This is a genomic window from Marinovum sedimenti (assembly GCF_054052205.1).
In genome coordinates, this window is sequence record NZ_CM133223.1 from 1,593,079 (window position 1) to 1,616,291 (window position 23,213).

Consider the following 23,213-nt stretch of genomic DNA (forward strand, 5'->3'; position numbering starts at 1 on the left):
AGGGGGAGCCGATTTATCAATGGATCAGGCTCCCGCGCAATGTTGAACGCCTGCCGCTGGATTGCGCCCGCCCGACCGTGGTATGACGGGGGCATGACGGGTCAACACCACGACCGGAGACGCGAAGTTGGCACGAGACCGCGCGCATCAGGAAGACTACGCAGGCCCGCTTCGGCGGCTGATGACCTTTGTCGTACTGCTCTGTCTGATCGCTCTTTTCATCCTTTGGCGCATCGACAGCCCGCGGGTTGAGCGGTTTCGCGCGCAGGTGATTGATCAGGTGATGCCCGGCTTTTCCTGGGCGATGGCCCCGGTCACGGCGACGGTCAATCTGTTCCGCGACTTCCGGTCGTACCAATCGCTGTACGCACAAAACCAAGAACTGCGCCGCGAATTGCAGCAAATGAAAAGCTGGAAAGAAGCCGCCCTGCAACTCGAACAGGAAAACGCCCGCCTGCTCGATCTCAACAACGTCCGCCTCGACCCACAGCTGACCTATGTCACCGGCGTTGTGCTCGCCGACAGCGGGTCGCCATTTCGCCAGTCCTTGTTGCTGAACGTCGGCCTGCGGGATGGCATTCAGGATGGCTGGGCCGCGATGGACGGGCTCGGCCTAGTCGGCCGCATTTCGGGCGTGGGCGAACGCACCGCTCGGGTGATCATGCTCACCGACACCTCGTCGAAGGTGCCGGTGCTGATCCAGCCCTCGGGCCAAAAGGCGCTGGTGGTCGGCGACAATTCAATGGTGCCGCCGATCGACTTTCTCGAAGACTCAGATCAGGTGCGGCCCGGCGACCGGGTGATCACCTCGGGCGACGCCGGGGTGCTGCCGCCGGGGCTGGTGATCGGCCAGGTGGCCAAAGATCCGGGCGGACGGCTGCGCGTACGGCTCTCGGCTGACATCGAGCGGCTCGAATTCCTCCGGGTTCTGCGCGACCACGGCACACCCGCCGTCAACACCGCCGGCGAGCTTGTGGTTCCGGCCCCCGGCGCTGATCCCGATACGGATCCCGACGCCGATGCGCCCGAGGCTGAGGAGGCCGCCGATGGCTGACGCCCCCGCCTCACGCGTCTGGATCATGCGCCTGACCTTTATCGGCCTCGCGCTGATCACCATGTTCTTTCACCTGTTGCCTCTGCAAACCGGACCGGGCCGCTGGCCGGCCCCTGACCTGCTATTGGCGCTTTGCCTCGCATGGGCCTTGCGCCGGCCCGACTATGTGCCCGCCCTCTTGGTTGCGACCGCCATTCTGCTGACCGATCTGTTCTATCAACGCCCCCCCGGGTTGATGGCGGCGCTGGTCGTCATGGCCTGCGAAGCGATGCGCCGGCGCGGCCCCGGATTGCGCGACGCGGGCTTTGCCACCGAGCTGATCCTGATCGCCCTCACCGTCTTGGCCGTGGCGCTGGCCTACCGCGTGACGCTTACGGTTTTCCTGCTGCCGCGCCCGCCGCTCGGGATGTCACTCTTGCAGGCGCTGTTCACCGTGGCCATCTATCCTATTGTGGCGCAGGCCTCAGAGTTGCTTCTGGGGGTGCGCGCCCGCACCAATGCTGAACTTGCCGCCGGAAGACTGACATGAGACGCCCGCCCAAAGACACGATTGAAAGCTATCGCAAGATTGGCCGTCGCGGGCTGATTGTCGCCGGGCTTCAGGCCGGTTTCGCCGGTCTTTTGGGCTGGCGTATGCGCGATATGCAGGTGGAGCAGGCCGACCAGTTCCGCTTTCTGGCCGAGGAAAACCGGATCAACATCCGGCTGATCCCGCCCGCGCGTGGCGAAATCTTTGACCGCAAAGGCGTGGCTGTGGCCGCCAACGAACCCGCCTATCGCATCACCATCGTGCGCGAGGATGCGGGCGATGTGGATGCTGTGCTCGACATGCTCGGCAAACTTGTCACCCTCGACCCCGAAGAGGTCGAGCGCGCCCGGCTTGAGATGAAACGCTCGGCCCCGTTTCTGCCTGTCACCGTGGCGGACCGGGTGAGCTGGGAAGACATCAGCCGTGTCGCCGTCAACGCCCCCACCCTGCCCGGTGTCACCCCCGAGGTTGGCCTGTCGCGGTCTTATCCTTTGGGCCACGATCTGGCGCATGTGGTCGGCTATGTCGGCCCGGTGAGCGAACGCGACCTGAAAGCCTATGAAGACCCGCCGCCGCTGCTGCGCATCCCGCGGTTTCAGATCGGCAAAGTCGGGGTCGAAACCAAGCTCGAAGAGGTGCTGCGCGGCAATGCCGGGGCCAAACGGGTCGAGGTCAACGCCGTCGGCCGCGTCATGCGCGAACTTGACCGCCGCGAAGGCACCAGCGGCGCGACCGTGCAACTGACCGTCGACAGCGCGTTGCAGAACTATACCCAAGCCCGCCTTGGCAAAGAAAGCGCCAGCGTCGTTGTGCTGGATCTTGAACATGGCGATGTGCTGGCGGCGGTGTCCTCGCCCGCGTATGACCCCAATAAATTCGTGCGCGGCATCTCGGTCTCGGATTACGGCGTGCTGCGCGACAATGATCGCCGTCCGCTGGCGTCGAAAACGGTGCAGGATGCCTATCCGCCCGGCTCGACCTTCAAGATGGTGACGGCGCTGGCCGCGATGAACGCGGGTATCATTTCGCCCGACGATACGGTGTGGTGCCCCGGCCATCTTGAGGTGTCGGGGCGGCGGTTTCACTGCTGGAAGCGCGCCGGCCACGGCCACATGAACCTTGAGCAATCGCTGCGCGAAAGCTGTGACGTCTATTACTACGATCTCGCCGTGAAGGTGGGCATCGAACGCATCGCGGAAATGGCCCGCCGGCTTGGCATGGGCGAGGCACATGATGTGCCGATGTCCGCCGTGACCAGCGGGTTGGTGCCCGACAAGGCGTGGAAACGCGCCAATCGCGGGGCCGAATGGCTGATCGGGGACAGTGTGAACTCCTCAATCGGTCAGGGCTTTGTGCTGTCTTCGCCGCTGCAACTCGCGGTGATGACGGCGCGGCTGGCCACCGGGCGGGCGCTGTCGCCCCGGATGATCAAGACCATTGATGGCATCGAACAGCCCTCGCGCGGCGGCGAGAGCCTTGGGCTGAATGAAAACCACCTGCGCCAGATCCGCAAAGCGATGTTTGAAGTGTCTAACAACCGGCGCGGCACCGCCTATCGCAGCCGGATCATCGCGGATGAGATGCGCATGGCGGGCAAAACCGGCACGTCGCAGGTGCGTAACATCACCGCCGCCGAACGTGCGCGCGGCGTGGTCAACAACCGCGATCTGCCGTGGAACCGGCGCGACCATGCGCTGTTTGTCAACTTTGCGCCGTATGACAACCCGCGCATTGCCGTGGCCACTGTGGTGGAGCATGGCGGCGGCGGCTCGACTGCGGCGGCCCCGATTGCGCGCGATGTGACGCTACAGGCGCTTTATGGCAACGACCCGCCGCTCGACGCTTATCCCTCCAGTGACAGGAGCACGATTCAAGCGCTGCAGGAGCGTCTGACGCGCGAACGTCCGCTGCATGGCGCACCGGGCCGGGAAGAGGCCTGATGTCCTATCTTGAGTACAACGTCAAACATGTGCCGGTTGGCCCGCAAAAGATCCTCTATCTCAATTGGCCCCTGGCGCTGCTGCTGATCTCGGTCGCATCGATCGGATTCCTGATGCTGTATTCGGTGGCGGGCGGCTCGTTCACGCCTTGGGCCGAACCACAGATGAAACGCTTTGCGCTGGGCTTTGTGCTGATGCTGATCGTGGCGGTGGTGCCGATCTGGTTTTGGCGCAACATGGCGGTGGTGGCCTATATGACCTCGGTGGCGCTGCTGATCGCGGTCGAATTGTTCGGCGCGGTGGGTATGGGGGCGCAGCGCTGGATTGATCTGGGGTTCATGCGGCTGCAACCCTCCGAGCTGATGAAGATCACGCTGGTAATGCTGCTGGCCGCTTATTACGACTGGCTGCCGATCAAGAAGACCTCGCGCCCGTTCTGGGTGATTGTGCCGGTGCTTCTGGTGCTGTTTCCCACCTTTCTGGTGTTGCGCCAGCCGGACCTTGGGACGGCGATCCTGTTGATGACCGGTGGCGGGCTGGTGATGTTTATGGCCGGGGTGCATTGGGCCTATTTCACCGCCGTCATTGCCGGTGCGGGCGGACTGGTGACGGCGGTGTTCAAAAGCCGGGGCACCGATTGGCAATTGCTCAAGAACTACCAGTTTCGCCGGATCGATACCTTTCTTGACCCCTCGTCTGACCCGCTCGGGGCGGGCTATCACATCACCCAGTCCAAGATTGCGCTGGGGTCTGGCGGCTGGACCGGGCGCGGCTTTATGCAAGGCACGCAGTCGCGGCTGAACTTTCTGCCGGAAAAGCACACCGATTTCATCTTTACCACGCTGGCCGAAGAGTTCGGCTTCATTGGGGCCTTCTCCCTGCTCGGGCTTTACGCGCTGATCATCGCCTTCTGCGTCGCCTCGGCACTGCAAAACCGCGACCGGTTCGCCGCGCTTCTGACGCTTGGCATCGCCACGACGTTCTTTCTGTTCTTCGCGGTCAATATGTCGATGGTGATGGGGCTGGCGCCGGTGGTGGGCGTGCCCTTGCCGCTGGTCAGCTATGGTGGATCGGCAATGCTGATCTTGATGATCGGCTTTGGCCTTGTACAATCGGCCCATGTCCACAGACCGCGCGGAGCGATATGACCAACATCCTTTTTGCCGCCCGTCCCGCCCTATGGGACAGTTGGACCCCGCCCCTGCGCGCCGCGCTTGACCGGGCTGGTTTAACCTATGAACTGTCGATGGAGATGGCCCCGGACGCGGTGGATTACATCGTCTATGCGCCGGATTCCGCGCTGCGCGATTTCACGCCCTTCACCCGTTGCAAGGCTGTGCTCAACATCTGGGCGGGCGTCGAGGCCATCGTGGACAATGAGACCCTGACACAGCCGCTGACGCGTATGGTCGGCGGCGGGCTGACCGAGGGGATGGTGGAATGGGTGTGCGGCCATGCGCTGCGCCATCACCTTGGGATGGACAGCCATATCGTCAATCCGGGTCGTGAGTGGCATTGGGACCCTGCCCCGCTGGCCGCTGACCGTCCGGTGACGGTTTTAGGCCTTGGAGCTTTGGGCAGTGCGGTGGCGCAGGCGCTGGCGGGCCTTGGCTTTCCGGTCACCGGCTGGAGCCGACGCCCCAAAGAGATCGACGGGATTCGGTGTCTGCACGGCGAGGCTGGCCTGCAGGCGGCTCTGTCGGGGGCGCAGATCGTTGTGTTGCTGTTGCCGGACACGCCCGCCACAGAGAACCTGCTGGATGCTGCGGCACTGTCGCTGCTCGCCCCCGGAGCCTTTGTGATCAATCCCGGCCGAGGGCCATTGATCGAGGACGCGGCGTTGATCGCGGCGCTCGACAGTGGTCAGCTTGCGCACGCCACGCTGGATGTGTTCCGGCAGGAGCCTCTGCCGCAGGAGCACCCGTTTTGGGCGCATCCAAAGGTGACAGTCACCCCGCACGTCGCCTCGGAAACGCGCCCCGGGCCGGGGGCCGAGGTGGTCGCCGAAAACATCCTGCGCGGTGAGGCGGGCCAGCCGTTTCTGCACCTCGTCGACCGCAGCGCCGGGTATTGAGGGGGCACCCGATCCATTGATGGATCGGTTCGCCCCGTGGCCAACGCAGCCGTCAGTTCGACACTTGCTCGCGCAGGATCGAGGCTGTCAGCGAAATCAGCAGATAGATGCCGCCGAAAATCAGGAACGCCAGAATCGTGTTCTCGAATTTGCGCGGATAGCTGGCGTCCTGTGAGGGCACCGGTTCCACCGCGGTTTGCAGATAGCGCACCTGCGAATTCGCCTCGCGCCGGGTCTGGCTCAGCGAGGTCAGCAATTCCTGCAGCATCAGATCCCGCGTCGCCAGATCGGCCTGCGCCATCTGGATTTCCGAGGTCAGTTGCGCCAGCGAATTCTCGCCCTCCGAGGCTTGCGTCATGTCGGCCTGCAACCGTTCGAGCAAGGCATTCATCCGCCGCACATCACCGCGCGCGCCGTCGACCTTGGCCTGGTTGGGCCGCGGGTTGTCCAGCAGCGCCTGCAACTCGAGCTCGCGCTCTTGCACCTGCACCTCCATATTGCCGATCTGTTGCCGCAACGAAGCGATCCGCCCTTCGGGATCGAGCACCTTGGAGACCTGTTGCAGCTCGACCAGCCGCAATTGCGCGTCACGACGCGCGGCTTCGGCCTCTTCCAAAGCGACTTCCGCCCCGGTCAGCTGATCTTCGCGTTTGCGCTGCGACAGGCTGTCCACGCGGTCCTCGGCGTAGGTGATCAACGCCTTGGAATATTGCGCGCTGACCTCGGGATTGGCCGCGACAATCTCCATACGGATCACGCCTTCGGTCGGGTCATAGCCGATCTCGATGTTCTTTTTATAAAGCTTGTACGCCTCTTCGTTCGAAGGATCATCGCTCAGCCGTTGAATCGGGTCGATCCAGTCTTGAGTGAAGTGGCTGCGAAAGCCGACGTCTTGATCGAGCCGCAGCATCGCGTCCTTGGATTGCAGGTAGGATTGTACCGCGATGGCATCTTGATTGGTGGCAAACTGGGTGCCGGACAACAGCCCGCCCATGCCACCGCCGCCGCCGTCATTGGCGATGATCAGAAACTCGGATTTGGTGGCGTACATTGGCGTCGCGACCATGTAGAAATACCAGCCACAGACCAGCGTGGGCAGGCCGACAAAGAACAACAACCGGGTCAGCAGCAGAAAGGATTTGCGCCGCCGACGCTTGGCAATGTCCCGCTGAATCTCACCGATTTCGCGCATCCGGCGCTCCATCGGGTTGGCCTGTTCGGTCGCGGGCAGGCTTTTGTCCTGCGACGGCACCGTTTGCGGCAGTTGGACCTGTTTGGCTTTCTCGACATCCGACTGATCCGGCACCACAAGTTCAAGCATGTTGGAGCGCTGAAACGGATCAATGCCGCGCTGGCGCAACTGGCGCACCGCGTCAAAATCCGACGTCACCGCCAGTCCGTGTTTCTGCGACATGCGCCGCGCCATACGCAGCTGGCGCCCGGTCAGACCTTCCTGACGGATCGCCTCCATATCGGTTTCCCCGGCCACCTCGGCGGCAGAAGCCACCGCGCCGTCACGTGCAGGTTCCGGTGTTTTGGACGGGGCACTTTTGGCAGCATCCTTGGCGCTTGGCGCTTGCTTGGCGCTGTCGCTTGGCTTTGGCGCGCGCTGTGCGCCGGTGATCCGGGCGATGGTGGCGCCAGTTTGCTGTTTGCGTTCGACACGCGGATCGGCAGTAGCCGCCGGCGCAGCCACAGGGCGCTCTGGCGGAGCCGCAGACGGCGTCTCTGCAGGGGCGGCCGGGTCGTACCCCGTGCCTCCTGGGCCAACGACATTGCGCAGGCTGCTCGGGCCTTCGCGGCCCACTCGAAATTTCTTAGCCTTGGGTTTGGTAGTCATAAAGCTGTTTCGCCTCTTCCAAGGTTTCAAACATAATCAACTGGCCGTTCAGAAGAACTCCGGCCTTACGGGCAAATTTCTCAAGCACGCTGGCCTGATGGGACACGATGATAATCGTGGTGGTCCGAAGCCGCTCGGCCAGAATGGCCGCCGCCTTCTTGTTGAATTCCACGTCGGTCGAATTTGGCATGCCTTCATCGATCAGATACATATCAAAATCCAGCGCCAACATCAGCGAAAAGGTAAACCGCGCCCTCATCCCCGAGGAATAGGTGCCGAGGGGCTGATCGAAATATTCGCCCAAACCGCAGAGCCAGCGACAATAGGCTTCCACATAGTCAGGGTCGAGCCCATAGAGCCGCGCGATGTAACGGGCATTTTCATGCGCCGAATGCTTGCTGACCACCCCGCCCATGAAGCCAAGCGGAAAGGAAATGCGGCAACCGCGCCTGATTTCGCCCTCATCGGGCTTTTCCAGCCCCGCCATCATCTTGATCAGCGTCGTCTTCCCGGTGCCATTCGGGGCCAGAATGCCAAGCGATTCGCCCAGCTCAACGCGAAACGACGCTCGATCAAGGATCACCTTGCGCTGCGTTCCAGTCCAGAAGGACTTGCTCACGTTATCAAATTCCAGCATTTTGTCTGGCCTCGGGTTCTGCTCACCTCTTTTTAGCAGAGGTTGGTTAACCCAGTCTTAGAGGGCAAATTTGGTTAGATTATGACTCAAATGCGCGCCCGACTTCAACGAAGCTTATAGGTGCCCTAACCCGGTGAGGCCGGTGTGGCGTATGCGCTGCGGGCCCCCAGACCCCGCTTTGCACAGGCCATGAAAAAACCGGCGCGGATCGCTCCACGCCGGTTCTTGTTTCAAACGGTGTACGCCGGTCAGAGGTTCTGTTTCTCAACCCGCAAGAGTTTGCCCGCAACGATAGACACGATGGCGGCGGCAAAGCTGAACAGCGCGCCCATCTTGGCCGCGTCCTGCACCGGACCGGCATCAAAGGCGACCGAGGCCACGAACAGCGACACGGTAAAGCCGATGGCCGCGACAAAGCCGATCACGATCAAATCGATCAATCGCATCCCCTCTGGCAGGCCAAGTTTCAGCGGCTTTGCCGCGATCCAGCCGAAGAGGAAAATCCCAATCGGTTTGCCGATTAACAGCCCCGCAAGCACCAGCCAGGTGGCAGGCCCCATCGACGAAAACTCGACCCCGGCGTTGAGCAGGCCAAAGAAGAACAGCACGATCTCGACCGGGTGCTTCAGCGCATGTTCGATCATGTTCAGAAGGTCGGTCAGATATTGCTCGGCCTCGCTAAAGATACCAAAGGCGCGGTCGGCGTGGGGAATGGTTGGCACGATGGGCAACAGGCCCAGTGCGGGGTGCAGACCCGACATCATAAAGCCGTACCAGCTAAAGCAACCTGCCAAGAGGTAGGGCCAGAACGACAGGGTTTTGCGCACCCAGGACGAGGTTGGACGGTCTTGATTGCCACGGTCCAGCTTGCGCGGAAGCCAGTTGGCCAACACATAGACGCCGACAGCAGCCACAAGCGACAAAAGCAGCCATTCCGGGGCCAATTCGCCCGAGGGGTAGAAGATCGCCAGAATGATAAGCCCGGCCGCATCATCGGCAATCGCCAGCAAAAGCAGGAACCGCACCGCCGGGTGCCCCGCGCCGAACACAAGGCGCCCGACAAGATAGGAGAACGCGATGTCAGTGGCAGTGGGAATCGCCCAGCCATTGGCCACGGCGCTATAGGTTTCCGATCCCAGAACAGCCGCCAGCCCGAGGTAAACTGCGATCGGCCCGAACATGCCGCCCGCGGTGGCAAACAGCGGTGTCGCTGCCTTTTTGCCGCGCAGAGAGCCGTTTTCGAGGATCACCGCTTCCCAGACTTCCTTGGCCGCGATGGCAAAGAAGAAGGCCATCAGCAGATCGTTGACAAGGTAGTGCAGGGTCAGGGTGCGATGCCCGTCATGCAAATGCCCGATGGGGGCGTGATCCCAAATCACGAACTCGACAAAGTTGTGGTAGGTGTCCGCCCAATAATGCGCATTCCCCGCCACCGGCGCGATCGTGTCCAGATTGGCCCAGACCAGCGCGATCAACGCGCCAAAGATCAAAAGCAGTGAATAGTTGGTCAGAAAATTCCAGACGCGATACATATTTTTCCCGGCCCTCATCCCTATTATTTGAGCGTTGGGTTAGCGCAAATTCCGCGTGCCCGCAACGTAAGGTGGACCAAAAGCGGTGCAATTTGCGAGGGGAAACGGCTTCAAAGCGTATTTGATAATCAGGCCGCGCTCGCCTGTGCCGTGCGGCGCGCGCCTGCGCAGAGGTTTGGCAGGGGTGCGGGCGGCAGGCCAGAGTGCATCAGGCCAGAGCGCATCAGACCGGAGCACATCAGGCCAGAGCACATCAGGCCGGGGGACTTGCACAGACCGCCCCCCCGCCCCCACATTGCCCGGATGACACTTCTTGCCGAGATTTCCGCCTGCACCCTCTGCACCGACCGCTTTGCGGCGACGGCCACGCGCCATGCACCGCGCCCGGTGATTCAATATGCGCCGGGGGCGCGCATCCTTATTGCCGGTCAGGCCCCCGGTGCGCGGGTACACAAAAGCGGCAAGCCTTTCACCGACCCCTCCGGCGACCGGTTGCGCGATTGGATGGGGATCGGCAATGGCGCGTTTTATGACCCGTCACAGGTGGCGATCTTTCCGATGGCGTTCTGCTTTCCCGGCTACACCGCCAAAGGTGCGGATCTGCCGCCACCGCCAATTTGTGCCCGGACCTGGCGCACGGCGCTGATGGAGAGCCTGCCGCCGTTTGACCTGACGCTGCTGGTGGGGGGTTATGCGCAGAAATGGCATCTTAAGACCCGCGCGACGGTGACGGACACGGTGGCGGCATGGCGCGACACGGCCCCGCAAGTCTTTCCCTTGCCTCATCCGTCGTGGCGCAATACCGGGTGGTTGAAGAAAAACCCGTGGTTCGAAACGGACCTGTTGCCGGTGTTGCGCGACAGGGTTCAGGAGGTGCTGAAATGACCGAGATCACCGTGCTTGACAGTGCACATGCCGCGATGGAGGCCGAGGCCGCCGATGACACCGCCCGCCTGCGGTTCTACGAACGGCTGGCCGACAGCGAGATGTTCCTGCTGCTGACCCGCGAACCCGAGGGCGACAGCATCGAACCCGAACTGTTCGAGGTAGCGGACGCGCGGTTTGTGCTGGTGTTTGACCGCGAAGAGCGGCTGGCACAGTTCACCGGCAAGATCTCGCCTTATGCCGCGCTGTCGGGGCGGGCGATTGCCGCGATGCTGACCGGTCAGGGCATTGGGTTGGCGGTCAATCCCGAGGTGGCTCCATCGTCGATCCTGATCCCGCCCGAAGCGGTTGACTGGCTGGCCACCACGCTGGCGCACGGCCCGACCGAAGCCGAAGCGCGTCTGGAAGAGGTCACGCCGCCTGCCGGTCTGCCGGACGCCTTGCTGCAGGCGCTCGATGCCAAACTCGCCAGTGCGACGGGATTGGCGCGCTTCGCCTATCTGGCGGGGGTGACCTATGACAGCGGGGCCAAGGGGCACATTCTGGGCTTTGTCGGCACCGCACCGGGGGCCGAGCCGGCGCTGGCCGGCGCGGTGAACGAAGCGCTGACCTTCTCGGGCATCGAAGCGGGCGCGCTCGACGTGGCGTTCTTTGCCGCGAGCGATCCGACGGCGGCGGCCTTGGCCCGACATGGGTTGCGCTTTGACTTGCCACAACCCGCGCAACCTTTGGCCCGCCCTGCGCCCGGCAGCGATCCGGACAAGCCGCCCATGCTGCGCTAAGAGAACAGCGTGCCCGCAACCAGGTTGCGAAGAAAAATCCATTGATGGATTTTCACCGATCCATCAATGGATCGGGCCCACCGCGCAATCCAACGCGACGCAAAATCCATCAATGGATTTTTACCGATCCATCAATGGATCGGGCCCCTCCGGCCCCATCGTCGCACCCGGTCCGAACAGGGTGACATCCTCTCAACCCGGCCTTATAACGCGCGAGAAATTCATTAGTCCCGAGGACGACGCACATGACCATTCAGGTTTTCGGCCACAAATCCCCCGACACCGATTCCACCGGCTCCCCCCTTGCCTGGGCCTGGTATCTTTCCGAAGTGAAAGGCACCCCCGCCGAAGCCAAGCTGCTCGGCGAACCCAACACCGAAGCCGCCTTCGTGCTCGACCATTGGAACCTCGCCAAACCCGAGATCATCTCGACCGTGGACGCCGGTGCGCCTGTCGTGATCGTCGACACCAATAACCCAGCCGAGCTCCCCGACGCGATCAACAGCGCTGACATCCTGGCCATCATTGACCACCACAAACTGGTCGGCGGCCTCGAAACCAAAGGCCCGATCGACATCCGCATCGAGCCGCTCGCCTGCACAGCCACTCTGATGTACAAAATGATGGGCGATGACATCGCGCGCGCCCCCAAAGGCATCAAAGGGGCGATGCTGTCGTGCATCATCTCCGACACGCTGGAATTCCGCTCGCCGACCACCACTGACGAAGACAAGACCGTCGCCCATGCGCTGGCCGATGATCTGGGTGTCGACATTGCCGATCTGGCCGATAAGATGTTTGCCGCAAAATCCGACGTCTCGGCCTTTTCCGATGCCGAGCTGCTCCGCATGGACAGCAAGGAATTCGCCATCGACGGCACCAAATTTCGCGTCTCCGTGCTGGAAACCACCTCGCCCAAGACCGTGCTCGACCGCAAAGACAGCCTGATGGCGTCCATGGTCGATGTCGCCAAGGAAGACGGCGTTGATCAGGTGCTGCTCTTCGTCGTCGACATCCTGCAAGAGCAATCGACACTGCTGGTGCCCAACGATCTGGTGAAAACCGTGGCTGCCAAAAGCTTTGACGTCGAAGCCAAGGGTGACACCGTTGTTCTGCCCGGCGTTGTCAGCCGCAAGAAACAGATCATCCCGAATCTCAAGGTCTGAGACCGGCGGAATGTAACAAAGAGGGCGGCAGATGGGTTTTTTGACCTCCAAGGATGCGCCACGCTGGTTGCCAGAGTTCAGCAACCAGAGCGCCGAAACATCCGCCGCCCAACTGTCGCAACTGCCCGAGCGTCGCCGCAACAAGGCGGCGGCCACGGTGCTTTACACCACCAAGGCCCGCCCCGCCGAATTGACGGAGCAAGTGAAGCTCTTTGATATAATCGCAGCGATGCCCGGCGTCGCTGCGCACCACCGCGCCAATGCGCTGATCGCCCGCACCCACAAGGCCTCGGAACTCACCGACGTCGCTCTGCTCAAGGATGGCATGGATCGTTTGCGCGATCTGAAACCTGTGATCGACGATCTGCCCTACTCCGATGACATCCGGCAAGACCGCTGTCACGTCGGCTTTTCCCGGCTCTATGTCGGCCTCAACGCCGCGCTGATGCTGCAAGACAAAGCGCTGCTGGCGCAGTTGTCCGAGGAGACCGCCGCGTTTTGCGAGGTGCAACTGCAGCGCAGCCTGCGCCCCGCCTTTTACCGCACCTCCGCCAATGCGATGCGCTGCCTTGCCTTTTGCGTGATCGCGCCGCGTGGCACTGCGCGCGCCAACTTGGTGCCCCTCGCGCAAAACGTCTTCTCGCGCGCGCTGAACGTCCGGCAGCAGACCACCGCCAAAGCCCGCACCGTCAGCACCGGCATTCCCATGGCCGACTCCGAATTCATGCGCACAGCGACACTTTCGCAGCTTTTGACCGATTTCGACGCTGGAAGTGGTGCCGACGCGCACGCGCTATCGCAGCAGATCGGCCGATTGGCCGTGGCGCAGCGCACCCCCGCGCAGTTTCAGGCGCTTCTGTCAGCTTGGGAAACTCTGTCCCAGCAGCCTTAGCGACAGATCGGCCCAGTGCCCCAACGGGCGCTGTCAAAATGGAAATGGTCGCGGTGAAACCCGTCCGATCCGGGGCCAAGCACCGTGCCAAACGGCCCACAGGCCGAATCGCGCGTCATGCGCAGGATGCGCCCCTTCTTGCCCCGCCCCCAATCGTTGAGCACGTTCAGCGTGTCGCCGTTTTGCAGCCGGATCTCGGAGATGTCGATCGCGTTGCCCTTGCCATGCTCGCTCACTGGCGCGCCGGGTTGGTGATTGCGCGTGCGACAGGAATAATGCGCCGCAACCTTAAGCCCGGCCACACCGCCCCCTGTCCGCCCCACCGATTTGCGCAGCCCGCCCCGGACCCAGCCGCTGACCACGCGCGCTGTGGAACAATTCATCAGCGCCTCTTGGCTCAGCACAACGCCGCCAAAAGCGCGCACCCGCACCGCATCGGTGATGCCGCAGCCGGCAATCCGGCCCGGCACATCGGCAACCGCTTCGCCCTCGATATCCGGATCGCCACACACACCGCCGCCCCGACGATCACGCTGCGCCATGATGTTCTGAAGCAGCCCCGCCGGGCGTGCGATTGGTCGGGTGGTGCGATGTGGCGACATGGTCGAGAGCGACAGCACCTCGGCCTGCTCCGTCGGCACGACGTCCGCCAAAACCGGACGCGCCAACATCACCAGAAAACTCACCACCAACCGCATCAGCTGTGCCCTTTGTCCCGTCCGAAATCAGGCGCATCCGTGTCCTGCCCGGCCTGAATGATACTGCGCCGGATCGCCCGTGTCCGGGTGAAATAATCAAACAATTCCTCACCATCGCCGGTGCGAATGGCCCGTTGCAGCGCAAACAGCTCTTCGGTGAAGCGGCCCAGCATTTCCAGCGTTGCGGTCTTGTTGGTCAGGAACACGTCGCGCCACATCGTCGGGTCCGAGGCGGCAATCCGGGTGAAATCACGGAAACCGGCGGCGGAAAACTTGATGACTTCCTGATCCGAAACCCGGCTTAAATCATCGGCCACACCCACCATCGTATAGGCAATCAGGTGCGGAATATGGCTGACCACGGCGCAGACAAGATCGTGGTGCTCGACCTCCATCCGTTCGCAATTTGCTCCCAGCGCCTGCCAGTAGTGCTCAACGCGCGCCACCGCCGCCTCGTCCGCGCCCTCGGGCGGCACGATCAAAACCCAGCGGTTGTCGTAGAGCGAAGCAAAGCCCGATTCCGGCCCGGAATGCTCGGTCCCGGCCATCGGGTGGCTGGGCACGAAATGCACGCCTTCGGGGATATGCGGGCCAACCGCCTCGATCACCGCGCCCTTGACCGAGCCCACGTCAATCACCGTCGCGCCGGGCTTGAGATGCGGCGCAATCGCCTCGATCACCGTGGCCATCGCGCCCACCGGCACCGCCAAAACGATAAGATCGGCATCCTCGACAGCCGCCTCGGCGCTGTCACAGACCTCGTCGCACAGCCCAATCCGCCGCGCCGTTTCGCGCGTGGCATCCGAGCGCGCATAGCCCGACACCCGGCCCGCCACATCGCCGCGCTTCATCGCGTGAAACATTGACGAGGCAATCAGGCCCAGCCCGATCAGCGCGACCTTGTCGTAAATCCGGCTCATGTCTGGGCCTCATGCCATTCAGTCAGCGCGGCAATTACCCGACCGGTCTGATCGGCGTCGCCCACGGTGATCCGCAAGCCTTCGGCAAAACCATAGCCGGTGGCGCGCCGCACAAGGATACCCGCGTTTTGCAACGCCAAATCCGCCGCCGCTGCCGCATCGCCATCGGCAAAGCGCGCCAGCAGGAAATTGGTCTGGCTGTCATCACAGGCCAGCCCAAGCTGGCGCAAAGCGCCCAGCAGCCGCGCGCGCTGATCCCGGTTAAGCGCCGCACAATCGCGCACCCAATCCTGATCGCGCACCGCCGCCTCTGCCGCCGCCATCTGCAGATCCGAAAGGTTGAACGGCTGGCGCAACCGGCGCAGCACATCGATGATCTCAGGCGCGCCATAGCCCCAGCCAATGCGCAAACCGCCCAGCCCATAAATCTTGGAAAACGTCCGTGTCATCAACACGTTGGGCCGTTCCGTCGCCAGCGCGGCCCCGCCATCATACCCTTCGGCATATTCCGCATAGGCCGCATCAATCACCAGAATGATCCGCTCGGGCAGCCCATCGGCCAGCCGCAACAGCTCGGCATCGGAAATCATCGTTCCGGTCGGATTGCCCGGATTGGTCAACAGCACGATCCGCGTGCGATCATTCACCGCCGCAAGGATCGCATCCACATCCACCACGCGCTCACGCTCGGGCACCGAGATCGGCGCCGCCCCGGCCATATGGGCGAGGATCGGATACATCGAAAAGCCGTGCTCGGTGTGGATGATCTCATCCCCCGGCCCGGAAAATCCGTGGGTGACAAATTGCAGAACCTCGTCCGAGCCGACACCACACAGGATACGCTCTGGGTCCAACCCATGCACCTCGCCAATCGCGGCGCGCAAAGGCGCGTGATCGGTGTTGGGATAAAGATGCACGCGGGCGGCCGCCGCAACAATCGCCTCTTGCGCAGAGGGCGGCACCCCCAACGGATTTTCGTTCGACGACAGTTTCAGAACGTCCTCACGCCCGGCAATCTTCGACTTGCCGCCTTCGTAGAGGGCGATTTTCATGATACCGGGCTGGGGCGTGATGCTGGTCATCTGGGGGTTCCTTCCGCGGCTGTCTTACTGGTCCGCGCCCGGCAAGGAAAGTGTCAATAAAGCGGCCCCATCCAGCGGCCCCGCGCCACGATCCGGTTTGCCGGGTGCCGGGACTGCCACGCAAAACTGTATTGAAAACCGCCCATGTCGGTTACTGTTTCTCATTTTTCAGGAGGGCATCATGACCGTCAATGTTGCATTGCTGGCGTTTGCTGGAATTTTGACCGCGGGTGCCGCGATTTCCGAAGTCCGTATTGAGCTGAATAATGTCTACCCGATAACCGAAGAAACCTTTCAACTGTCCGACGGCGTCTATTACACGCAGGATAATCGTGGGTATTTCGAAGTTATTGAGGGCCCGATAGAGGCGGGTCCGGCACGGTGCCTCGGCAGTGGGTTCTCGTTCAGCAATGGGCAAAGAACAACCGAGGGGATCTGCATATTCGGCGCGGCAGAGGACACGTTCACCATGCGCTGGAAAGCGGGCCAACAGGGCGAAGCCAACGCGTGGACCATCGTCGCAGGAACGGGCAAGTACCGTGGCATGACGGGCGAGGGGATCGCCACCACCCGCGTGGAAATCATGTACCGCGCAATGCCACAACGGCAGTCGCACATCGTTGGAATGGTCCGGTTTCCGCCGAACTAAAGCGTTCGGGAAGTCGCCAACCAAAGAGCATCGCCAAACGCACAGACGTGCCTGAGGCCTGCCCAAGATTTGGCAATTCATCGCTCTCGCAAAACGGTAACACAGGCCGGCTGTCGCCGGATCTCGCAACTGCGCTGGATCAGGTCGCCAGCACGTTGCGAAACTGCCAGGGGTCGCTTTCGTCGATATCCTCGGGGAAATGCTCCCAGCGGTCTTGCAACGGCGTCCAGTCGGTATAATGCGCCTCGACCGGGCCCAGATAGGGCCGTTGCACCTCAAGACAGCGCGCATGATCCATCTCGTCGGTTTCGACAATCCCGGCCTGCGGGTTTTCCAACGCCCAGACCATGCCGGCCAGCACCGCCGAGGTCACCTGAAGCCCGGTGGCATTCTGATAGGGGGCCAGATCGCGGGTTTCCTCGTTCGACAGCCGCGAGCCGAACCACAGCGCGTTCTTCGCATGGCCGTAAAGCAGAACGCCCAGCTCATCGATCCCTTCGACAATCTCGTCTTCGGTCAGGATATGGTGCTTTGGTTGCTGCTTGCCCGAGCCAAACATCTCGTGCAGCGACAGCACCGCATCGTCGCTGGGGTGATAGGCGTAATGGCAGGTCGGGCGGAACTCTGGGTCATGGCCCGCGCCGACGGTGTAGTAATCCGAGATCGACACCGCCTCGTTGTGCGTGACCAGAAAGCCAAACTGCGGGCCGGGTGTCGGGCACCAGGTGTGTACGCGGGTGATCGCGCCGGGCCGCTCCAGCCAGATCGCGGATTTGCAGCCGGTGGCCTGTCGGTGGCCATTTTCGGGGAACCAGGTTTCATGCGTGCCCCAGCCCAGCTCGGCAGGCTGGAACCCTTCGGAGATGAAGCCCTCGACCGACCAAGTGTTCACGAACACATTGCGCGGCCGAGGGGTGCGCCGCGCCTGGGTGTCACGCTCGGCGATATGCACGCCCTTGACGCCCAGCCCCTGCATCAGCTTTGCCCAACCGTCGCGGTTCCGAGGTGTTTCGGCGGCGCTGCCAGTATCGCGGGCGAGCGTCAACAGCGCCTCTTTCACGAACCAGCTCACCATGCCGGGGTTGGCCCCGCAGCACGACACAGCCGTTGGCCCGCCCGGATTGGCCGCCTTTTCGTCACGCACCTTCTGGCGCAGCGCATAGTTGGTACGGGCCGCATTGTCTTCGGTCTCGAAATAGAAGCCGGCCCAGGGCTCGACCACGGTATCAATGTACAACACCCCGATTTCACGGCAGAATTTCATGATATCGAGCGAGGAGGTATCGACGCTGAGGTTGACGCAAAAGCCTTTGCCGTCGGGAAACAGCCCGCCCAAAACCTCGCGGTAATTCTCGGGGGTGAGCGCGGTATCGACAAAGTTCAGCTTGTGCTGGCGCAGGAAATTGTGGTGCCCCTTGTCCGGCTCCACCACCACAAATTGATCGGCATCATATTCGAAATGTCGTTCGATCAGCGGCCAGGTGCCTTTGCCGATCGAGCCGAAACCGATCATCACAATGGGGCCATCAATGCGGCCGTAGATGGGGTAATCCTGCGACATGTGCCTCACTCCTTGCTGTACCAACCCTTGATGTTCCAAAACAAAAGGCCGCGCAAGCTGCGCGGCCTTTCAGATCGTAACGGACAGAACAGATTAGTTCTGAGCGTAATATTCGATGACCAGGTTCGGTTCCATCACAACCGCAAACGGCACATCGCCAAGACCGGGCGACCGCACGAAAGTGGCTTTCAGTTTGGAGTGATCCACATCGATGTAATCGGGCACATCACGCTCGGCCAGTTGAGTCGCTTCGAGAACAGCAGCGATCTGCTTGGATTTCTCACGAACCTCGATCACGTCGCCCTCTTTCACACGGTAGGAGGGGATGTTGACCTTTTGGCCGTTCACAGTGACGTGGCCGTGGTTCACAAACTGGCGTGCGGCAAAGATGGTTGCCACGAATTTGGCACGGTACACAACCGCGTCGAGGCGGCGCTCGAGCAGACCAATCAGGTTCTCACCGGTGTCGCCCTTGACCCGCTCCGCTTCTTTAAAGATGCGGCGGAATTGCTTTTCGGTCAGGTCGCCGTAGTGACCTTTCAGCTTTTGCTTGGCGCGCAGCTGCAGACCAAAGTCAGACAGTTTGCCCTTGCGGCGCTGGCCGTGCTGGCCGGGGCCGTATTCACGACGGTTCACCGGGGATTTCGGACGGCCCCAGATGTTTTCGCCCATACGACGGTCGATTTTGTACTTGGCAGACGTGCGTTTTGTCACGGCTGATCTCCTTTATAAGTGGCACTTCGGCTTGTTCCGAAAGCCGGTTCGCACAGGTCGGGCCAAAACCGCGTTGCCGCGTCAACCCGCAGTGCGTGCCGGACCCGAAAGGCCTCGTGCCGTCTGCAAAGGGCGTTGTCCTCTAAGCGGAAGCTTCGACAGGCGATCTCTTGCGAGAGCCACCAACACCAATGAAGCCGCGCGTATACACCAGCGGCGTGCAGTGTCAACACGCGCCCGCCCAATTTCGCGCCACAGCCTGATCCATTGATGGATCAGTTCCGATTTATCGATAAATCGGTTCCCTTCGTTGCGGCCGTGCACACTGATCCATTGATGGATCAGTCCCGATTTATCAATAAATCGGCTCCCCTCACCGCCAAACCCGCACAGTCAGTGTGGCGCGGGCACCCCACGAGGTGATCGTTCACCAACCCGCAGGCCTGCATGAAGGCATAGACAATCGTTGGCCCGCAAAACCGAAAACCCGCCTTCTTCAGATCTTTCGACACCTGCTCGGACAGCTCGGTATATCCCGGCACCTCAGCAGAGCTCTCCCACCGGTTTTGCAAAGGCACCCCATCGACGTAGCGCCACAGATAATCGTCAAACCCCTGCCCCAGCGCGCAATAGGCTCGCGCATTGCCAATCGTCGCCTCGATCTTGCCGCGATGCCGCACGATGCCGGCATTGCCAAGCAAGCGTGCGACGTCGGCCTCCCCCCACCCCGCGATAACCTCCGGGTCAAAACCCTCAAACGCCGCGCGAAACGCATCGCGTTTCTTGAGAATGGTGATCCAGCTCAACCCGGCCTGAAATCCGTCCAGTATCAGCTTTTCCCACAGCGCCCGCGCGTCCCACTCGGGCACCCCCCACTCGGTATCATGATACGCGAGGTAAATCGGCTCCGGCCCGGCCCAGCCACATCGCCCCTTGGTCTGATCCGTCATCATGCGCCTCTCGTAAAACTTTCGACCAAATATAAACCCAAGATTAAGCCTTATTGTCCAGTGTGCACACAGACCGCGAAGAAAGGCTGCCCCATGTTTCAAGTGCACCCCCAGATTGATCAGGACGCTCAGGCCCGCAATGCGCTGGCCGAGGCGGTGATGTTGCGTGACCGCAATACGCTCGAGATGGTCGAAGAGGCCGTGCGCCACAAACAGGTCATGCTGGCCTACCAACCGGTGGTGCAGGCCCGCCGCCCCGACCGCTGCGCCTTTCACGAGGGGCTGATACGCGTGCTTGATGAAACCGGGCGCGTCATCCCGGCGCGTGACTTCATTGATGCCATCGAAGAAAGCGAAACCGGCAGGCGGATCGACTGTCTGGCCCTCGAACTTGGATTGCGAGAACTGGCGCGCACGCCCGGCTTGCGCCTTGCCATCAACATGTCGGCGCGCTCGATCGGCTATCGCGCCTGGATGCGCACGCTCGACCTTGGCCTCAAGAGTGATCCCACGGTGGCCGAGCGACTGATTCTCGAGATTTCGGAAAGTTCGGCGATGATGGTGCCGGAAATCGTCATCGACTTTATGAGCGAGCTGCAAAAGCGCGGCATTTCCTTTGCGCTCGATGATTTCGGGGCCGGGTTCACCGCCCTGCGCCATTTCAAGAAGTTCCAGTTCGACATATTGAAGATCGACGGCCAGTTTATCCGCAATATCCATGCCGATCCCGACAACCAGGTGTTGACCCAAGCTATACTGTCGATTGCACAGCAATTTGACATGTTTACCGTCGCCGAAAACGTCGAAAACACCGAAGATGTCGCGGCCTTGGCGGCGATGGGCGTCGATTGCCTACAGGGATATTTCTTCGGCGCGCCCACTGTATCCCCCCCTTGGGCAGAGGATGGCCAGAAGCGCAAAACCGCCTGAAGGGTGACCCTGCGACAATTGCATGCACTGGTATACGCCCAATGAGGTGCGGGAACTGTTGTGGCATGCGCCGGCATACGCTATGAAATTTTTCCGAGCGGCGGGGGGATATCAGGCCGCAATAACGTCCTGATATCGTTCTGCGCCATAAACCGGTGAAGGAAGAATTCATGACCAATGTTGTTATTGCCTCGGCCGCAAGGACCCCAGTCGGGTCTTTTTTGGGCTCTTTTGCGAATACACCCGCCCATGACCTTGGTGCGACCATGCTGCAAGCACTGGTTGAGCGCGCAGGCATCGACAAATCGGACGTTTCCGAAACGATTCTCGGTCAGGTGCTGACCGCCGGTCAGGGACAAAACCCCGCCCGTCAGGCGCATATTAACGCCGGCCTGCCCGAAGGCTCCGCCGCTTGGGGCATCAACCAAGTTTGTGGGTCGGGCCTGCGCGCCGTGGCGCTTGCCGCCCAGCACATTCAGCTCGGCGATGCCTCCATCGTGGCCGCCGGTGGCCAGGAAAACATGTCGATGTCCGCGCATTGCGCCAATCTGCGCCAAGGCCAGAAAATGGGCGACATGCAGTACATTGACACGATGATCCGCGATGGTCTCTGGGATGCTTTCAACGGCTATCACATGGGTCAAACCGCTGAAAACGTTGCTGAAAAATACCAGATCAGCCGTGATCAGCAGGACGAATTCGCCGTTGCCTCGCAAAACAAAGCGGAAGCCGCCCAAAAGGCTGGCAAGTTCGACGACGAAATCGTTGGCTACACCGTGAAAACCCGCAAGGGCGACATCGTTGTCGACAAGGATGAGTACATCCGTCACGGCGCGACCATGGAAGCGATGCAGAAACTGCGCCCCGCCTTCACCCGCGATGGCTCGGTCACGGCGGCAAACGCCTCGGGCCTCAACGACGGTGCCGCTGGTGCCCTGCTGATGTCCGCGGACGAGGCTGAAAAGCGCGGCATCGAGCCGCTCGCGCGCATCGCCTCTTATGCCACCGCCGGTCTTGACCCCAAGATCATGGGCGTCGGCCCGATCTATGCCTCGCGCAAAGCGCTGGACAAAGCGGGCTGGTCGGTTAGCGATCTTGACCTCGTTGAAGCCAACGAAGCCTTCGCCGCGCAGGCCTGCGCCGTGAACAAGGAAATGGGCTGGGATCCCGAGATCGTCAACGTCAACGGCGGCGCCATCGCCATCGGGCACCCGATCGGTGCCTCGGGCGCGCGCGTTCTCAACACCCTGCTGTTCGAAATGAAACGTCGCGGTGCCAAAAAAGGCCTCGCCACGCTTTGCATCGGCGGCGGCATGGGCGTGGCGCTCTGCGTCGAACGCCCGTAAATTGCGTAAATCAGGGGCGCTCCGGCGCCCCCTTTTTTTGATCCCTGCCGTCACAACCGTAAAGTTGCGCAATAATGTTGCGCGCTCGGCCCCGGCAAGGTAACAGCATTACAAGACCACATCGAATAATTGGAGGAAAATCATGGCAAGAGTTGCACTCGTCACTGGGGGCTCGCGCGGGATTGGCGCGGCTATTTCAAAAGCGCTGAAAGAACAGGGCCACACGGTCGTCGCCACATATGCGGGCAATGACGAAGCCGCCGCCAAGTTCACCGAAGAGACCGGCATCAAAACCTACAAATGGAACGTCGGCAATTACGACGACTCCAAAGCCGGGATCGAAAAGGTCGAAGCCGAAGTCGGCCCGATCGACATCGTGGTGGCCAACGCCGGCATCACCCGCGACGCGCCCTTCCACAAGATGACCCCGCAGCAGTGGAACGAGGTGATCGAAACCAACCTGACCGGTGTGTTCAACACCGTTCACCCGATCTGGCCCGGCATGCGCGAGCGCAAATTCGGCCGCGTTGTCGTGATTTCGTCGATCAACGGCCAAAAAGGCCAGTTCGCTCAGGTGAACTATGCCGCGACCAAAGCCGGTGACCTCGGCATCGTCAAGTCGCTGGCACAAGAAGGCGCGCGCGCCGGCATCACCGCCAACGCCGTCTGCCCCGGCTATATCGCGACCGAAATGGTCATGGCCGTTCCGGAAAAAGTTCGCGAATCGATCATCTCGGGCATCCCCGCGGGCCGTCTTGGCGAGCCAGAGGAAATCGCGCGTTGTGTGGCGTTCCTGACGTCCGACGACGCCGGTTTCATCAACGGGTCGACAATCTCGGCCAACGGCGCTCAGTTCTTCGTCTGATCGCGTAAGATACCTAAAATTCTACAGATGGCCGGTCCCGCGATCGGCCATTCTTGTATCAAATTTGATTGATACCGCCTGTCGCAATGAAAACTGCCGGAACGAAAACTGTCGCAATGAAAAAGGGGCGGAAACCCGCCCCAAAATACGCCCGACATAATCGAGAC

General features: G+C 61.7%; 22 protein-coding genes. 13 read left to right on the top strand and 9 right to left on the bottom strand.

The features are described 5' to 3' along the window. The first annotated feature begins 127 nt into the window (after positions 1-127). From mreC to ACW9UO_RS07675, 5 genes are read left to right on the top strand one after another with little or no spacing between them, the layout of a single operon-like run. The gene (gene mreC, locus ACW9UO_RS07655) at positions 128-1,054 is read left to right on the top strand and encodes a rod shape-determining protein MreC (protein ID WP_457088370.1); all 927 of its coding nucleotides are present in this window, start codon (positions 128-130) and stop codon (positions 1,052-1,054) included. After that, positions 1,047-1,583 (top strand): rod shape-determining protein MreD, encoded by a 537-nt coding sequence (locus tag ACW9UO_RS07660; protein ID WP_457088371.1) that lies wholly within the window; start codon positions 1,047-1,049, stop codon positions 1,581-1,583. Before mreC ends, ACW9UO_RS07660 begins: the two co-directional genes overlap by 8 nt. Further along, complete coding sequence (gene mrdA / locus ACW9UO_RS07665) at positions 1,580-3,523, top strand: penicillin-binding protein 2 (RefSeq protein WP_457088372.1); 1,944 nt, start codon at positions 1,580-1,582, stop codon at positions 3,521-3,523. The genes ACW9UO_RS07660 and mrdA overlap by 4 nt, the downstream gene beginning before the upstream one ends. Further along, entirely contained in the window at positions 3,523-4,671 is a 1,149-nt protein-coding gene (gene rodA / locus ACW9UO_RS07670; RefSeq protein WP_457088373.1) for a rod shape-determining protein RodA, read from the top strand. The genes mrdA and rodA overlap by 1 nt, the downstream gene beginning before the upstream one ends. Then, the gene (locus tag ACW9UO_RS07675) at positions 4,668-5,597 is read left to right on the top strand and encodes a 2-hydroxyacid dehydrogenase (RefSeq protein ID WP_457088374.1); all 930 of its coding nucleotides are present in this window, start codon (positions 4,668-4,670) and stop codon (positions 5,595-5,597) included. Before rodA ends, ACW9UO_RS07675 begins: the two co-directional genes overlap by 4 nt. Positions 5,598-5,649: 52 nt before the next feature. Here the strand turns inward: ACW9UO_RS07675 and ACW9UO_RS07680 are convergent, their stop codons facing one another. The 3 genes from ACW9UO_RS07680 to ACW9UO_RS07690 all read right to left on the bottom strand — a co-directional run bounded on the left by ACW9UO_RS07680 (position 5,650) and on the right by ACW9UO_RS07690 (position 9,606). Then, complete coding sequence (locus ACW9UO_RS07680; protein ID WP_457088375.1) at positions 5,650-7,437, bottom strand: capsule biosynthesis protein; 1,788 nt, start codon at positions 7,435-7,437, stop codon at positions 5,650-5,652. Continuing rightward, complete coding sequence (locus ACW9UO_RS07685) at positions 7,415-8,074, bottom strand: ABC transporter ATP-binding protein (protein WP_457088376.1); 660 nt, start codon at positions 8,072-8,074, stop codon at positions 7,415-7,417. Before ACW9UO_RS07685 ends, ACW9UO_RS07680 begins: the two co-directional genes overlap by 23 nt. Before the next feature lie 248 nt (positions 8,075-8,322). Continuing rightward, entirely contained in the window at positions 8,323-9,606 is a 1,284-nt protein-coding gene (locus tag ACW9UO_RS07690; RefSeq protein WP_457088623.1) for a Na+/H+ antiporter NhaA, read from the bottom strand. 303 nt (positions 9,607-9,909) lie between these two features. Here ACW9UO_RS07690 and ACW9UO_RS07695 point away from each other — a divergent pair, with 303 nt between their 5' ends. The 4 genes from ACW9UO_RS07695 to ACW9UO_RS07710 all read left to right on the top strand — a co-directional run bounded on the left by ACW9UO_RS07695 (position 9,910) and on the right by ACW9UO_RS07710 (position 13,331). Next, positions 9,910-10,491, top strand: coding sequence for a uracil-DNA glycosylase family protein (locus ACW9UO_RS07695; RefSeq protein ID WP_457088377.1), 582 nt, complete (start codon positions 9,910-9,912; stop codon positions 10,489-10,491). Continuing rightward, positions 10,488-11,273, top strand: a complete 786-nt coding sequence (locus ACW9UO_RS07700) for an SseB family protein (protein WP_457088378.1) — start codon at positions 10,488-10,490, stop codon at positions 11,271-11,273. Before ACW9UO_RS07695 ends, ACW9UO_RS07700 begins: the two co-directional genes overlap by 4 nt. A gap of 245 nt (positions 11,274-11,518) precedes the next feature. Beyond that, complete coding sequence (locus ACW9UO_RS07705) at positions 11,519-12,439, top strand: manganese-dependent inorganic pyrophosphatase (RefSeq protein WP_457088379.1); 921 nt, start codon at positions 11,519-11,521, stop codon at positions 12,437-12,439. Between the two features lie 31 nt (positions 12,440-12,470). After that, the gene (locus tag ACW9UO_RS07710; protein WP_457088380.1) at positions 12,471-13,331 is read left to right on the top strand and encodes a hypothetical protein; all 861 of its coding nucleotides are present in this window, start codon (positions 12,471-12,473) and stop codon (positions 13,329-13,331) included. On the opposite strand, the gene ACW9UO_RS07715 is transcribed toward ACW9UO_RS07710, so the two are convergent. The 3 genes from ACW9UO_RS07715 to hisC are packed head-to-tail and all read right to left on the bottom strand — an operon-like array spanning position 13,328 to position 16,031. Then, entirely contained in the window at positions 13,328-14,029 is a 702-nt protein-coding gene (locus ACW9UO_RS07715; protein WP_457088381.1) for an extensin-like domain-containing protein, read from the bottom strand. The two genes, ACW9UO_RS07710 and ACW9UO_RS07715, sit on opposite strands and share 4 nt — an antisense overlap. Beyond that, positions 14,029-14,949, bottom strand: coding sequence for a prephenate/arogenate dehydrogenase family protein (locus tag ACW9UO_RS07720; RefSeq protein WP_457088382.1), 921 nt, complete (start codon positions 14,947-14,949; stop codon positions 14,029-14,031). The genes ACW9UO_RS07715 and ACW9UO_RS07720 overlap by 1 nt, the downstream gene beginning before the upstream one ends. Continuing rightward, a complete protein-coding gene (gene hisC, locus ACW9UO_RS07725; protein WP_457088383.1) occupies positions 14,946-16,031 on the bottom strand; it encodes a histidinol-phosphate transaminase in 1,086 nt (361 codons plus the stop codon). Before hisC ends, ACW9UO_RS07720 begins: the two co-directional genes overlap by 4 nt. A 181-nt stretch (positions 16,032-16,212) precedes the next feature. On the opposite strand from hisC, the gene ACW9UO_RS07730 reads away from it, so the two are divergent. Next, the gene (locus ACW9UO_RS07730; RefSeq protein ID WP_457088384.1) at positions 16,213-16,680 is read left to right on the top strand and encodes a hypothetical protein; all 468 of its coding nucleotides are present in this window, start codon (positions 16,213-16,215) and stop codon (positions 16,678-16,680) included. Positions 16,681-16,819: 139 nt separating this feature from the next. Here the strand turns inward: ACW9UO_RS07730 and ACW9UO_RS07735 are convergent, their stop codons facing one another. The 3 genes from ACW9UO_RS07735 to ACW9UO_RS07745 all read right to left on the bottom strand — a co-directional run bounded on the left by ACW9UO_RS07735 (position 16,820) and on the right by ACW9UO_RS07745 (position 19,908). Then, positions 16,820-18,241, bottom strand: coding sequence for a homospermidine synthase (locus ACW9UO_RS07735; protein ID WP_457088385.1), 1,422 nt, complete (start codon positions 18,239-18,241; stop codon positions 16,820-16,822). Positions 18,242-18,334: 93 nt separating this feature from the next. Next, entirely contained in the window at positions 18,335-18,955 is a 621-nt protein-coding gene (gene rpsD / locus ACW9UO_RS07740; RefSeq protein ID WP_457088386.1) for a 30S ribosomal protein S4, read from the bottom strand. Between the two features lie 341 nt (positions 18,956-19,296). Then, positions 19,297-19,908, bottom strand: coding sequence for a DNA-3-methyladenine glycosylase I (locus ACW9UO_RS07745; protein ID WP_457088387.1), 612 nt, complete (start codon positions 19,906-19,908; stop codon positions 19,297-19,299). A 90-nt stretch (positions 19,909-19,998) separates the two neighbouring features. Here ACW9UO_RS07745 and ACW9UO_RS07750 point away from each other — a divergent pair, with 90 nt between their 5' ends. The 3 genes from ACW9UO_RS07750 to phbB all read left to right on the top strand — a co-directional run bounded on the left by ACW9UO_RS07750 (position 19,999) and on the right by phbB (position 23,046). Beyond that, positions 19,999-20,835 carry an EAL domain-containing protein gene (locus ACW9UO_RS07750; protein ID WP_457088388.1) on the top strand — a complete coding sequence of 279 codons (837 nt, stop codon included), beginning with the start codon at positions 19,999-20,001 and terminating at the stop codon, positions 20,833-20,835. A gap of 170 nt (positions 20,836-21,005) precedes the next feature. After that, positions 21,006-22,181, top strand: coding sequence for an acetyl-CoA C-acetyltransferase (locus tag ACW9UO_RS07755; protein ID WP_457088389.1), 1,176 nt, complete (start codon positions 21,006-21,008; stop codon positions 22,179-22,181). A 142-nt stretch (positions 22,182-22,323) separates the two neighbouring features. Next, on the top strand, positions 22,324-23,046 hold the full coding sequence (gene phbB / locus ACW9UO_RS07760; protein ID WP_457088390.1) for an acetoacetyl-CoA reductase: 723 nt from the start codon (positions 22,324-22,326) through the stop codon (positions 23,044-23,046). The last annotated feature ends 167 nt before the right edge of the window (positions 23,047-23,213 follow it).